The organism is Arthrobacter sp. MDT1-48-3 (assembly GCF_054511015.1).
On the sequence record NZ_JBTNDL010000002.1, the window covers coordinates 1 to 12,252 of the forward strand.

The following is a 12,252-nucleotide window of genomic DNA, read 5'->3' on the forward strand; positions in this document are numbered from 1 at the left end:
AAACCTTTTTTTAGGGTTAAGCTGGGGGTTGTGTGCCGAACCGCGGGTGAGGACCCCGCACCGGTCATCGGCCGCTTCGTGTGTAGGACAGGCCGAATCCGGCCGGGAACAGCGGGGTGGCGGTGTCGTCCGGCACGTCGGGCAGCTGGGCCTCGACCTCGGCCATCGAGGACGGCAGCTCGAACGGCAGGCGACCGCCCGGCTGTCCCTTGCCACGCAGCACCTCCAGCAGCACGCGGTCGGAGACACCGTAGTCGGCCAGGACGGCATCCGCATGCGCGAGGACGTCGCCCAGGATCAGGGGCCGCGCCAGGTTCGGCACGGCGATGGTCGGGACGCCTGCCGCCGATGCCGCGAGGAGCGCCTGGTAGTCCGCCTCGTCCCCGGTGAACCCCAGGTCCGTAAGGTCCGCTCCCCCGCGCGGATCCGCCAGCCGGACCACGGCGAGATCCGCCTCGGCCGGCGTCGCCACCGGGATGAAACCCGCATCCCGGGCGGCCGCGGGGTCGATGCCCTGCAGGAAGACCGTCCGGACATCCCGCCGCGACACCGGCAGGATGCCGCCGTCGTTGGCGAGCAGCGTCAGCGATGCTTCCTGCGCGGCGTCGCCCGCCCGCTCCGATCTCGTGCTGCCGACGGTGCGCTCGGCGGCGCGCACGTCGACGTAGGGGTCCTCGAAGAGCCCCAGTTCGAACTTCTGCTGGAGGACACGCCGGGCGGCCTCGTCCACGCGGTCCTCGCCGAGCAGCCCCTCGCGTACGGCCTCGATGATGTACTGCGGCTTGTCGCTGCCGCCGATGATGTCCACGCCGGCGTTCACCGCACTCGCGTAGCGCTCGGGGAGCGTGAGGTCCTCGACGCCCCAGGGCATGCCGGCTCCGTGCGCTCCCACGAAGGAGAGCGGCGGGCGGAGCGCCAGGCAGGACGCGGGGCAGTCGTTGGCGATGCCCCAGTCGGAGGTGATGACGCCGTCGAACCCGTACTCCCCGCGCAGCACGTCCTGCAGGAGGTACTCGTTGTGGTTCGCGCCCACCTGCTCCACGGCCGTCCCGTCGCGCTGCAGGTCCTGCAGGATCGAGTAGGTGGGCATGATGCCCGAGGCTCCCGCGGCGAAGGCGCCCTCGTAGGGGGTCAGGTGCTCCTCGAAGTTGTTGCCGGGGAAGGCCGCGTACCGGCCGTAGTAGTAGTGGCTGTCGTAGCCGTCGACCTGCGCGCCGTAGCCCACCCAGTGTTTCACCACCGTCGCGACGCCGTCCGGGGTGAGCCCGTCCGGGCCGCCCTGCATGCCCTCGACGTACGCCTGGACGTGCTCGCCCACCGTCTCGCCCGTCGAACCGAAGGTCCCGTTGACGCGGGTCCACCGGGGCTCGGTCGCCAGGTCGGCCTGGGGTGACAGCGCCTCGTGGATGCCCACGGCGCGGTATTCCTTGCGGATGATGTCGGCCATGGCCCTCGTCGCCTCCGGGTCGCCGACGGCCCCCATGCCGATCGGGTCCGGGAAGGCGGTGAAGTCGCCGTTGGAGACCGTCTGGCCCTCCGTGACCGTGAAGCCGTTCCGGGGGTCCGTGCTGATCTTCAGGGGGATGCCGAAGGGCTGCTCCTCGGCGAGCGCCTGGAGATCGTTGTGCTCTCGCGCCAGGGTGCCCGCCCCGGCGCCGAGCCGGGAGATGAAGGTGGTGATGTGGCGCTCCGCCAGGAGCCGGGTGAACGCCGTGCGGTCGTAGGTGGCCTGCCCCGACAGGGATGCGTGCATCAGCTGGCCGGACTTCTCCTCGAGGGAGAGGCGGGCGACGAGGTCCACGGCGCGTTCCTCCGGCGCGAGGCGCCAGTCCTCGTACGGCGTCAGCGCGCCGTCCCCGTCGAGGTCGCGGAAGGACCGCCCGTCGACACGGATGATCTCCGCCGACCGGCTGTCCAGCGCGGGCTGCCGGACCTTCTGGGGAGGCGCCGCGCTCGCCGCCGACCCGGCTGCCAGGATCGTCACCAGTAGGGCGCCCGCGGTGAGGGTGGCGACGGGCCGCAGGCCACGCCGTCGGGCCGCTGCATTGTTCCCCGGTGCCGCCGTCGGATCCCGGCGCGCGTCCGAATACTTGCCCATGATTACTCCTTCGTAATGACGGTGGGTGGTAGGTGGAACTCAGGCTATACAAAACCGAGCGGCACTGGGTTTTTATTTCGGCCTGTTCCCACCCCCTACACTCGATCCATGGGTACGAAGGCGCAGGGCACCTACGCCAAAGGCATCGAGCGACGGCGCGAGCTGCTGAGGATCGCCGCGGAGGTCTTTGCCGCCGAGGGCTTCGAGGGCACCACCCTCAAGCTCGTGGCGGAACGCGCGGGCATCAAGGAAGCGACGCTCTTCCACTACTTCAGCGGCAAGCAGGACCTGCTGACCGCGGTGCTCGCCGACCGCGACGAACAGAACAGTGCGCAGCACGGCGGATCGGTGACCTCCCTCGCGGATTTCCCGGGCATCGCGGAGCACAACGAACGGCATCCCGGACTGACCGCTCTCTTCGCCGTGGCGTCCGCGACCGCGACGCGCCCGGACCACGCCGCCCACGACTACTTCCGTACCCGCTACTCGTGGCTCCTCGGCACGGTGGAGCGGGACATCGCCGGCGCCCAGGCCCGCGGCGAGATCCGCACGGACATCGCGCCCGAGGACGCCGCGCGCCTCATCGTCGGTGTCTTCGACGGCATCCAGCTGCAGTGGCTCTACGACCCGGCCACGAGCATGCCGGCAGCACTGTCCAGCGTCCTCAGGCTCCTCGCGCCGCAGGGCTGATCCTCCCCGAAAACGGCGGAGGCCGCCCCACCTCGCGGTGGGACGGCCTCCGTGGTGCTGCTCGGGAGCTGCCTCAGTGGTCGGTGGCCTTCTCGGCACCGACGCCGGTGAGGGAGCGCACCTCCATCTCGGCCTGCTTCATGGGGTCCTCCGTGGTGCGGGAGAGCGTGGTGCCCAGCCAGCCGAGGAAGAACGCCAGCGGGATCGAGACGATGCCCGGGTTGCTGAGCGGGAACACCGAGAAGTCGGCGCCCTGGATCATCGACTTCTCGCCGCCGGAGACGACGGGCGAGAGGGCGATCAGCAGGATGGCGGAGCCGAGCCCTCCGTACATGCTCCAGATGGCGCCCTGCGTGTTGAACTTCCGCCAGAACAGCGAGTAGAGGATGGTCGGCAGGTTGGCACTGGCCGCCACGGCGAAGGCGAGGGCCACGAGGAACGCGACGTTCTGGCCCTGCGCGCCGATGCCGCCGAGGATCGACAGCAGGCCGATGACGACGACCGTGCGACGCGCGACCTTCACCTCCCCGTCCGGGTCGACCTTGCCCTTGCGGATGACGCTCGCGTAGATGTCATGGGCGAACGAGGCCGCAGCCGTGATGGTGAGTCCTGCGACGACCGCGAGGATCGTGGCGAACGCGACGGCGGAGATGAGTCCGAGGAGGATGGATCCGCCGAGCTCGAAGGCCAGCAGCGGCGCAGCCGAGTTGACGCCTCCCGGTGCGGCCAGGATGCGCTCCGATCCGATGAGGGCGCTGGCGCCGTAGCCGAGCACGAGCGTGAAGAGGTAGAACGCGCCGATCAGCCAGATGGCCCAGACCACCGAGCGGCGGGCCTCCTTCGCGGTCGGGACGGTGTAGAAGCGCATGAGGACGTGCGGCAGTGCGGCGGTGCCGAGGACCAGCGCGAGCGCGAGCGACAGGAAGTCCAGGCGCGTGACGGAGGTCAGCCCGTACTGCAGGCCCGGGCTCGTGATGGCGGCGTTGCCGGAGGTCTCGATCGCGGCACCCAGCAGCGTGGAGAGGTTGAAGCCGTGCAGCGCGAGGACCCAGACGGTCATGATGAACGCGCCGGCGATCAGCAGGCAGGCCTTGATGATCTGCACCCAGGTGGTGCCCTTCATGCCGCCGATCAGCACGTACATGATCATGAGTACGCCGACCACCGTGATGACCACGGACTGGCCGAGCCGGTCGTTGATGCCGAGCAGGAGCGAGACGAGTCCGCCTGCTCCCGCCATCTGCGCGAGCAGGTAGAAGAAGCAGACCGCCAGCGTGGTGATGGCCGCCGCGATGCGCACGGGACGCTGCTTCAGCCGGAAGGACAGCACGTCCGCCATGGTGAACTTGCCCGTGTTGCGGAGCAGTTCGGCGACCAGGAGCAGTGCCACGAGCCAGGCGACGAGGAACCCGATCGAGTACAGGAAGCCGTCGTACCCGTTGATGGCGATGGCGCCCACGATGCCGAGGAAGGAGGCCGCCGAGAGGTAGTCCCCCGCGATCGCGGTGCCGTTCTGGCCGCCGGTGAACGAGCGGCCCGCGGCGTAGTAGTCCGCCGCGGTCTTGTTGTTGCGACTGGCGCGGAGCACGATCACGAGGGTGATCGCCACGAACAGGCCGAAGATCGTGATGTTGAGGGCCGGGGAACCGACGGTGGTCGCCTCGACCGTCTGGAGCGGCAGGCGGACGCCCGCGCTGGGAATGGAGATCATTTCTTTCCGCCTGCGGGGTCGATGAATACTTCGGGGGCTGCTTCCTCGAGCTCGTGCCGCAGGTTCGCGGCGATCGGGTCGAGGCGCTTGTTGGCGTAGCTGACGTACCACATGGTGATGGCGAACGTGCTGACGAACTGCAGCAGCCCGAGGATGATGCCGATGTTGACGTTGCCGATCACCGGCGTCGCCATGAACTCGTGCGCGTAGTCGGCGAGCAGCACGTAGGCGAAGTACCAGAGCAGGAAGAACACTGCCATGGGGAAGACGAAGCTGCGGTGGCGCTTGCGCAGTTCCTTGAACTGCTCGGTCTGCTGGACTTCTGTGAAGTCGACGGCAGCACCGGAGCCGGCGGCCGGCTCTGTCGGGTGCGAGCCCATTGTTTCTCCTTCGGTCGGGACGTCACCCCGGCCGCCGGGCGGCAGGATCGCCGCGCAGGAAGGCACGGCGGTGTGACTCCCATCACTGTGCTGCACGGCGACGCCCATCACCAGCACCGCACCGGCCTCCGTCGGTGAGCGCGCAGCCGGATGCGCCGAACGGTCGCCGGGCGCGACGAACGGCCCGGCCCGGCAGGCCGGACGGCGGGCGATACTCTGGAGCCATGTTCAGTGCCGCCGTCGACACCGCCCTGGTGTGCGCCGTGGCCGTCATCACCCTCGCGGTCGTGGCCTTTCTCGGCTTCCGCCTCTCGCGCTCCTATCGGGACCTCGGATCCGACGCCGACCGCGCCACGTACGCGACCCTGCATTCGGCGGCCCTGGCCTCCGAGCACCTGCGTGAGGGACTGACGCCGTCGGGCGCCTCGAAGGCCGGGCGCCACCTGCACGGCCTCCTCCGCTGCGACGTCCTGATGATCAGCGACGACGCCGGCGTGCTCGCCTGGGACGGCGGTCGCGGTACCCCGCCCGATGTCATGCCGCTGGTCCGGCAGGTCCTCGAGAGCGGCCGGACGCAGATCGTGCGGCGCCAGCGGCTCGATGCCGCGGGCCTGACGGACCTCGGCGAACTCGTCCTCTCGCCGGTGCGCGTGGACGACCGCGTGGTGGGCACGGTCGGCGCCTTCGCGGGCGACGTCGACGCGGGTCTCGTGCGGGCCACCAACGAGCTGGCCGGATGGGTCTCCACGCAGGTGGAACTCGCGGAACTGGACTCGTCCCGGCGGCTCCTGGCCGAAGCGGAGGTACGCGCCCTCCGGGCCCAGATCAGCCCGCACTTCATCTACAACTCGCTCAACGCCATCGCGTCCTTCATCACCACGGACCCGCAGCGGGCCCGGGAGCTCGTGGTCGAGTTCGCCGACTTCACGCGCTACTCCTTCCGCCGCCACGGCGACTTCACCACCGTGGCGGAGGAGCTGCGCAGCATCGACCGCTACCTCCTGCTCGAACGTGCCCGCTTCGGGGACCGGCTCAATGTCACCCTGGAGATCGGTCCCGAGGTCCTCAGCACCGTTATCCCGTTCCTCAGCCTCCAGCCGCTGGTCGAGAACGCGGTGCGCCACGGGCTGGACTCCCGCGACGGCGTCGGGAACATCACGATCACCGCGCACGACGTCGGCCCGTTCGCCGAGGTGACCATCGAGGACGACGGCGTCGGGATCGAGCCGGAGCACCTCCGGTCCGTCCTCGCCGGCCACACCGAGGGCGTCCACGTGGGCCTGCGCAACGTCGATTCCCGCCTGCGCCAGGTGTACGGCGACGACCACGGCCTGATCATCGACACCGCGCCCGGCGCAGGCACCCTCATCACGATGCGCGTGCCCAAGTCGCAGCCCGATCACCAGGCGTGAGACGCGTAACCTAGGATCCATGGTCAATGTCATCATCGCCGACGATGAGCTCCCCGCCGTCGAGGAACTGGCATTCCTGCTCGGCAAGGACGCCCGGATCGGGACGATCCACCGCGCGTCGAGCGGAGCAGAGGCCCTGAGGGCCCTCGAGCAGCACAGCGTGGACGCCCTGTTCCTCGACATCCACATGCCGTCGCTGTCCGGTCTCGACATCGCCCGCGTGATCTCCCGCTTCAGCCGGCCGCCCGCCGTCGTCTTCGTCACCGCCGACGAGGACCGCGCCCTCGAGGCGTTCGAGCTGCGTGCCGTCGACTACCTCCTGAAGCCCGTCCGGACCGAACGGCTCGCGGAGTCCGTGCGCCGCGTGTGCGAACTCATGGAGGGGGCGACGGCGGCGCCCGAGGTCATCACGGTCGACCAGGGCGGCGTGAGCCGGATGATCCGGCGCGACGACGTGCGGTACGTCCAGGCGCAGGGCGACTACGCGCGCCTGCACACCTCCGAGGCGAGCTACCTCATCCGCATCCCGCTCAACGATCTCGAGCGGCAGTGGGCCGAGGCGGGGTTCCTCCGCACGCACCGCTCCTACCTCGTGGCGATGGACCAGGTGCGGAAGGTGCGGATCGGCGCTGGGCGGGCGAGCCTGTTCGTGGGGGACGCCGAGCTGCCCGTGAGCCGCCGGCACCTGCCCGATGTGCGGGAGAAGCTCGAAGCCACCCGGCTGCGGCCGAGCCACTGACGGGCGCTGCATGGACCCGCGTACGCCCCCTGCCGCCCTGCCCGGGACGGCCCCGTGACCGAGGAGCGGCACGAGAAGTCCCGTCGGGTCCGCGTCACCGCCCCCCGGACGGCGGCGCGCGCCACGGGCGCCTCCTTCCCGGTCTCCCGCGAGATGGCCGAGCAGTCCGAGGTGGGCCAGCTGTTCGTCGCGTCCCTGATCCGGTCCCAGCTGCGCCTCGCCCTCGTGGTGGCCGGAGGGTTCCTGGTGATCCTCATCGGCATCCCGGTGCTGCTCGCGGTGTTCCCCGACATCGACGGGATGAGGGTCCTGACCGTCCCCGTCCCGTGGCTGCTCCTGGGCCTCGGTGTCTATCCCCTCGTGATCGGCTGCGCCGTCCTCTACGTGCGCAGCGCGTCGCGGAACGAGCGACGTTTCCAGGATCTCGTCGACGATGAGTGAGGCACTGGACGGCGGGGCCCTGCAGCTGAGCCCGGCCATCGGCTACACGGCGCTCGTCCTCGTGGCGCTCAGCACCCTGCTGATCGGCATCTACGGCCTGCGGATCTCGCGCACCACCGGGGACTTCTACGTCGCGTCGCGAACCGTCCGCCCGTGGTGGAACGCCTCGGCGATCGGCGGCGAGTACCTCTCCGCGGCGAGCTTCCTCGGCATCGCCGGCCTGATCCTGGTCTCGGGGGTGGATGCCCTGTGGTTCCCCATCGGGTACACCGCCGGGTACCTCATGCTCCTGCTGTTCGTCGCCGCTCCCCTGCGCCGGTCCGGCGCCTACACCATCCCGGACTTCGCCCAGGCGCGCCTGGACTCGCTGCTCGTGCGCCGCGTGACCAGCCTGCTCGTGGTCGTCGTCGGCTGGCTCTACATCGTGCCGCAGCTGCACGGCGCCGCCCTGACGGTGAGCATCACCACGGGCCTGCCCGCTTGGGTGGGGCCGCTGGCCGTCGTCGTGGTGGTGTGCCTCAGCGTCGTGACCGGCGGGATGCGCTCGATCACCTTCGTGCAGGCCTTCCAGTACTGGCTGAAGCTGACGGCCCTCGCCGTGCCGGTCGTGTTCGTCCTCGTGCACCTCGGCTCGGAGGGCCTGCCGATCACGGACGGTGGGCGTGCCTTCACGGCGGACCTCGACACGACGGCGGACGCATCGCTCTACGGCACCATCTCGCTCGTCATCGCCCTCCTGTTCGGGACGCTCGGGCTGCCGCACGTGCTCGTCCGCTTCTACACGAACCCGGACGGGGCGTCGGCGCGCAGGACCACCCTGATCGTCCTCGGCCTGCTCTCCGTGTTCTACCTCTTCCCCACCGTGTACGGGATCCTCGGCAGGATCCACACCCCGGAACTCGCGGCAGGGGGCGCGGCGGACGCCACCGTCCTCCTGCTGCCCGGCCGCATCGTCGACGGCGCCACGGGTGACCTCCTCTCGGCCCTCGTGACCGCGGGAGCCTTCGCGGCGTTCCTGTCGACGACGAGCGGGCTCGTGGTCTCGCTCGCCGGAGTGGTCAGCCAGGAGTTCTTCCAGGGCAGCGTCCGGGGTTTCCGGCGCGCCGCCCTGCTGTCCGCCCTCGTCCCGCTCGTGGTTGCCCTGATGACGGACAGCCTCGCCCTGGCCGGCAGCGTCGGGTCCGTCTTCGCCTTCACCGCGTCAACCCTGTGTCCCCTGCTGCTGCTGGGGATCTGGTGGCGGGGCCTGACCGATGCCGGGGCGATCGCCGGGATGCTCGCGGGCGCCGTCCTCTGCGGCGGGGCGATCATGGCCTCGGCGCTCCTCGGCCCGGGGACGGGTGGGCTGTGGGTGGCGCTGAGCCAGCCCGCGCTCTGGACGGTCCCGACGGCGTTCGTCACCATGGTGCTGGTGTCCCGGGCGACGGCGGGGCGGCGCCCGGCGTCGACGTCGCGCGTGCTGGCCCGGCTGCATACTCCGGAGCCGCGGTAGGACACCAGGGCGATCCCCCGCGGCGGGCGGTCCGCCGGCTTCCTGCGTCAGCGTCCCGGCGCGTCCGTCAGTCGATGGCCGCCATGAGTTCCACGACCCGGTCGAGGAACACGTCCACCTGGTTCTCCTCGTAGCCGTCCGCTCCCCTGGCCTCACGGAACACGGCACGGCGGACGACGTCGACGCTCAGGGGCAGATCGTGCTCGAGGTACCGGAGGAGCTCGTCGCAGAGGCGGTCGACGTCCTCGACGGCGTAGCTCGCGCTCCTCGCCTTCGTCGGCCGGCGGAAGCGTTCCCCCGCCGGGCGGTGCAGGCGCCTGCGGAGTACCGCGGCGGTCCGTCCGATCCGGCGGAGCCACGCGTCCTCGCCCTGCGCCGCGATCAGCGCGTCACGTTCCCGCTGCGCGAGGGAGTCCTCGAACCGGTCCAGTGCCGCGTCCACGGCCCGGGGCTCGTACCCGCCCCGCGCGGGGTCGAAGGCCATGGTGCGGATGTCCCTGCTGGTGAGGCCGCCATCGGGCTCGTCCGCGGTGTACTGCCGGCGCACCGTGGCCAGGAAGCGGTCCACCTGAGCGGTGTCGTAGCCGATCTCCCGGCGTCCCACGCGTGCGAACGGGGAGCTACCCGGGCGAGCCACGACCATGCTGTGTTGTCCTTCTCCTGGAACCTGCCGGGGCCCGTGGCCCACCTGGGACGCCGTGGAGCCGACGGCTCCAGGATCCGCCCTCCGGCCCGCGGTTACAGCAATCCCGGTACCAATGTAGCGGACAGCAGGTACGCCACCGGGGACGCGAAGACGATCGAGTCGAGGCGGTCCATCACGCCTCCGTGCCCGGGCAGGATGGTGCCCATGTCCTTGACGCCGAGTTCACGCTTGATCATCGATTCGGCCAGGTCGCCCGCGGTGGCCGATGCCACGATCGCGACGGCGAGGGCCAGCCCGATCCACAGCGGCTGACCGAGCAGGAAGACGGCGCAGAGGCCGCCGACGACGAACGCCCCGCCGATGGACCCGCCGAAGCCCTCCCAGGACTTCTTGGGGCTGATCTTCGGCGCCATGGCGTGCTTGCCGAAGAACGCGCCGATCAGGTAGCCGAACGTGTCGTTCGCGACCACGAGCAGCAGCAGGGTGGCGATGACGAGGAAGCCGCCCTCGGCCCGCATCAGCAGCATCGCGAAGCTGAGCATGAACGGCACCCACAGCACCGTGAAGGTCCCGGCCATGAGGCTCTTCGCGGCATCGGGCGCCGGATCGAGTGCCCGCCACAGGAAGAGTCCGAGCACGGAGAAGACGGCGGCCACGGCCAGTCCCTCCGCCCCGCCGAAGTAGGCCGAGAACGGAAGGACCAGGGCGCCGGCCAGGGTGGGCACCAGGGGGACGCGGATGCGCCGGAGTTCGAGCGCTCGGCAGATCTCCCACACCCCGACCGCTCCGAACAGGGTCACGATGCCCACGAACACAATCGGGAAGAAGAACAGACCCGCCAGGACGGGGACCAGGAGGCCGGCGCCCACACCGATCGCGGCGGGCAGGTTGCGGCCCGCACGCGACGGCTGCCCCGGCTCCCTGATCGGCCGGCGGCGGCGGAACAGGCCGCCCGTCGACCGCCGGTCCCGTCGCGCCGCACGGGTTCCGGCGGTGGAACGCGCCGGGACCTCCGCGTCCGTCGGCGCGGCGCCGGTCGCGACGACGACGGCGCGGGTGTCATCTGTCCCGGCGGCGGGTGCTGGTGTGTGCCCGTTGCCCGCGCCGGGACGATCGAGGGCTGCCATCAGACCTCGAGCAGCTCGGCTTCCTTGCGCTTCAGCAGCTCGTCGACGAGATCGACGCGGGACTTCGTCAGCGCGTCGAGTTCCTTCTCCGCACGCGAGCCCTCGTCCTCGCCGGAGTCGCCGTCCTTGACCGCCTTGTCGATGCCGTCCTTCGCCTTGCGCCGGATGTTGCGGATGGAGATCTTGGCATCCTCGGCCTTCGTCTTCACCAGCTTCACGTATTCCTTGCGGCGCTCCTGCGTCAGCTCGGGCAGGACCACGCGGATCACGTTGCCGTCGTTGGAGGGGTTCGCGCCGAGGTCGGAGTCGCGCAGAGCCCGCTCGATGTCGTTGAGGGCCGTGCGGTCGAAGGGTGTGATGAGCAGGGTGCGGGCTTCCGGGTTCTGGAAGGACGCCAGCTGCTGCAGGGGGGTGGGCGCGCCGTAGTACATCACCACCACCTTTGAGAACAGCGACGCATTGGCGCGGCCGGTGCGGACCGTCGCGAAATCGTCCTTTGCAACCTCCACGGCCTTGTCCATCTTGTCGGTGGCTTCCAGCAAGGTCTCTTCGATCACAATGTCTCCTTCGCTCTGCAGTCGGCTGCACGGCAACCGTTCCAGTGGTTCATCCTAGTTCACGGGGGTGCGATGCCCCGGCGCGGGCAGGGCGCCGTTGCCCCGTCCGCACCGAGCCGCTAGGCGGTGACGATGGTGCCGAGCTTCTCGCCGCGGATGGCCCGGGTCACGTTGCCCTCGCCCTCCATGCCGAACACCACCATGGTCAGGTTGTTGTCCTTGCACATGGTCATCGCGGTCTGGTCCATCACCCGGATGTCCCGTCGCAGGGCCTCGTCGTAGGAGAGGGTGTCGAGCTTCTCCGCCGTCGGGTCCTTGTGCGGATCCGCGGTGTAGACGCCGTCCACCCCGCTCTTCGCCATCAGGACCTCGTCGGCATGCACCTCGAGTGCGCGCTGCGCCGCCACGGTGTCGGTGGAGAAATAGGGCAGGCCGGCGCCGGCACCGAAGATGACCACGCGGCCCTTCTCGAGGTGGCGGATGGCGCGGCGCGGGATGTACGCCTCGGCGACCTGGCCCATGGTGATGGCGCTCTGGACCCGCGTCTCGACGCCCGCCTGCTCCAGGAAGTCCTGCAGCGCGAGGCAGTTCATCACGGTGCCGAGCATCCCCATGTAGTCGGCGCGCGAGCGGTCCATGCCGCTCTGGGAGAGCTCCGCGCCGCGGAAGAAGTTGCCGCCCCCGACGACGATCGCGACCTCGACGTCGCCGACGGTCGCCGCGATCTGCTTCGACACCGACCGCACGGTCTCGGGGTCCACGCCCAGCTTGCCACCGCCGAAGACCTCGCCCGACAGTTTCAGCAGGACGCGGCGCCGGCCCCCGGTGCCACCCGTCCGTGCAGTGGAAATGGTGTCCATGAAGTGCCTCCCGGGCGTAGTACTGGGGGCCGTGCCTGACCGGACGGCCGCTGGTGCGGGGTGTGGGATGTTGCCGGACCCGTTACAGGATACGGTGCG

At 70.2% G+C, this 12,252-nt stretch carries 12 protein-coding genes; 5 read left to right on the plus strand and 7 right to left on the minus strand.

What is annotated here, in order from left to right; genetic code table 11:
• Positions 1 to 64: 64 nt before the first annotated feature.
• Positions 65 to 2,098: a glycoside hydrolase family 3 protein gene (locus tag ACX80L_RS04965; RefSeq protein WP_459288108.1), complete on the minus strand. Its 2,034-nt coding sequence runs from the start codon at positions 2,096 to 2,098 to the stop codon at positions 65 to 67.
• A 108-nt stretch (positions 2,099 to 2,206) separates the two neighbouring features.
• Between ACX80L_RS04965 and ACX80L_RS04970 the strand changes: the two genes are divergently transcribed.
• Positions 2,207 to 2,788 (plus strand): TetR/AcrR family transcriptional regulator, encoded by a 582-nt coding sequence (locus ACX80L_RS04970; protein ID WP_133082174.1) that lies wholly within the window; start codon positions 2,207 to 2,209, stop codon positions 2,786 to 2,788.
• A 73-nt stretch (positions 2,789 to 2,861) separates the two neighbouring features.
• Here the strand turns inward: ACX80L_RS04970 and ACX80L_RS04975 are convergent, their stop codons facing one another.
• Both ACX80L_RS04975 and ACX80L_RS04980 read right to left on the minus strand, forming a co-directional pair.
• On the minus strand, positions 2,862 to 4,499 hold the full coding sequence (locus tag ACX80L_RS04975; protein WP_459269240.1) for a solute symporter family protein: 1,638 nt from the start codon (positions 4,497 to 4,499) through the stop codon (positions 2,862 to 2,864).
• On the minus strand, positions 4,496 to 4,879 hold the full coding sequence (locus ACX80L_RS04980; RefSeq protein WP_133082172.1) for a DUF485 domain-containing protein: 384 nt from the start codon (positions 4,877 to 4,879) through the stop codon (positions 4,496 to 4,498). The genes ACX80L_RS04975 and ACX80L_RS04980 overlap by 4 nt, the downstream gene beginning before the upstream one ends.
• Positions 4,880 to 5,103: 224 nt before the next feature.
• Between ACX80L_RS04980 and ACX80L_RS04985 the strand changes: the two genes are divergently transcribed.
• The 4 genes from ACX80L_RS04985 to ACX80L_RS05000 are packed head-to-tail and all read left to right on the plus strand — an operon-like array spanning position 5,104 to position 8,963.
• A complete protein-coding gene (locus ACX80L_RS04985) occupies positions 5,104 to 6,291 on the plus strand; it encodes a histidine kinase (RefSeq protein ID WP_133082171.1) in 1,188 nt (395 codons plus the stop codon).
• A 19-nt stretch (positions 6,292 to 6,310) separates the two neighbouring features.
• Positions 6,311 to 7,030 (plus strand): LytR/AlgR family response regulator transcription factor, encoded by a 720-nt coding sequence (locus ACX80L_RS04990; protein WP_208740766.1) that lies wholly within the window; start codon positions 6,311 to 6,313, stop codon positions 7,028 to 7,030.
• A 54-nt stretch (positions 7,031 to 7,084) separates the two neighbouring features.
• A complete protein-coding gene (locus ACX80L_RS04995; RefSeq protein ID WP_459288111.1) occupies positions 7,085 to 7,471 on the plus strand; it encodes a DUF485 domain-containing protein in 387 nt (128 codons plus the stop codon).
• A 25-nt stretch (positions 7,472 to 7,496) separates the two neighbouring features.
• Positions 7,497 to 8,963 carry a sodium/solute symporter gene (locus ACX80L_RS05000; RefSeq protein WP_459288785.1) on the plus strand — a complete coding sequence of 489 codons (1,467 nt, stop codon included), beginning with the start codon at positions 7,497 to 7,499 and terminating at the stop codon, positions 8,961 to 8,963.
• 67 nt (positions 8,964 to 9,030) lie between these two features.
• On the opposite strand, the gene ACX80L_RS05005 is transcribed toward ACX80L_RS05000, so the two are convergent.
• The 4 genes from ACX80L_RS05005 to pyrH all read right to left on the minus strand — a co-directional run bounded on the left by ACX80L_RS05005 (position 9,031) and on the right by pyrH (position 12,153).
• Positions 9,031 to 9,606: a DivIVA domain-containing protein gene (locus tag ACX80L_RS05005; RefSeq protein ID WP_133082168.1), complete on the minus strand. Its 576-nt coding sequence runs from the start codon at positions 9,604 to 9,606 to the stop codon at positions 9,031 to 9,033.
• A gap of 95 nt (positions 9,607 to 9,701) precedes the next feature.
• Positions 9,702 to 10,736, minus strand: a complete 1,035-nt coding sequence (locus ACX80L_RS05010) for a phosphatidate cytidylyltransferase (protein ID WP_459269236.1) — start codon at positions 10,734 to 10,736, stop codon at positions 9,702 to 9,704.
• A complete protein-coding gene (gene frr / locus ACX80L_RS05015; RefSeq protein ID WP_133082166.1) occupies positions 10,736 to 11,293 on the minus strand; it encodes a ribosome recycling factor in 558 nt (185 codons plus the stop codon). Before frr ends, ACX80L_RS05010 begins: the two co-directional genes overlap by 1 nt.
• Before the next feature lie 119 nt (positions 11,294 to 11,412).
• On the minus strand, positions 11,413 to 12,153 hold the full coding sequence (gene pyrH / locus ACX80L_RS05020; protein WP_133082165.1) for a UMP kinase: 741 nt from the start codon (positions 12,151 to 12,153) through the stop codon (positions 11,413 to 11,415).
• Between the last annotated feature and the right edge of the window lie 99 nt (positions 12,154 to 12,252).

Coding starts and splice junctions, on each gene's coding strand:
- ACX80L_RS04965 (WP_459288108.1), bottom strand. CDS start 2,098: ATGGGCAAGTATTCGGACGCGCGCCGGGATCCGACGGCGGCACCGGGG.
- ACX80L_RS04970 (WP_133082174.1), top strand. CDS start 2,207: ATGGGTACGAAGGCGCAGGGCACCTACGCCAAAGGCATCGAGCGACGG.
- ACX80L_RS04975 (WP_459269240.1), bottom strand. CDS start 4,499: ATGATCTCCATTCCCAGCGCGGGCGTCCGCCTGCCGCTCCAGACGGTC.
- ACX80L_RS04980 (WP_133082172.1), bottom strand. CDS start 4,879: ATGGGCTCGCACCCGACAGAGCCGGCCGCCGGCTCCGGTGCTGCCGTC.
- ACX80L_RS04985 (WP_133082171.1), top strand. CDS start 5,104: ATGTTCAGTGCCGCCGTCGACACCGCCCTGGTGTGCGCCGTGGCCGTC.
- ACX80L_RS04990 (WP_208740766.1), top strand. CDS start 6,311: ATGGTCAATGTCATCATCGCCGACGATGAGCTCCCCGCCGTCGAGGAA.
- ACX80L_RS05005 (WP_133082168.1), bottom strand. CDS start 9,606: ATGGTCGTGGCTCGCCCGGGTAGCTCCCCGTTCGCACGCGTGGGACGC.
- ACX80L_RS05010 (WP_459269236.1), bottom strand. CDS start 10,736: ATGGCAGCCCTCGATCGTCCCGGCGCGGGCAACGGGCACACACCAGCA.
- pyrH (WP_133082165.1), bottom strand. CDS start 12,153: ATGGACACCATTTCCACTGCACGGACGGGTGGCACCGGGGGCCGGCGC.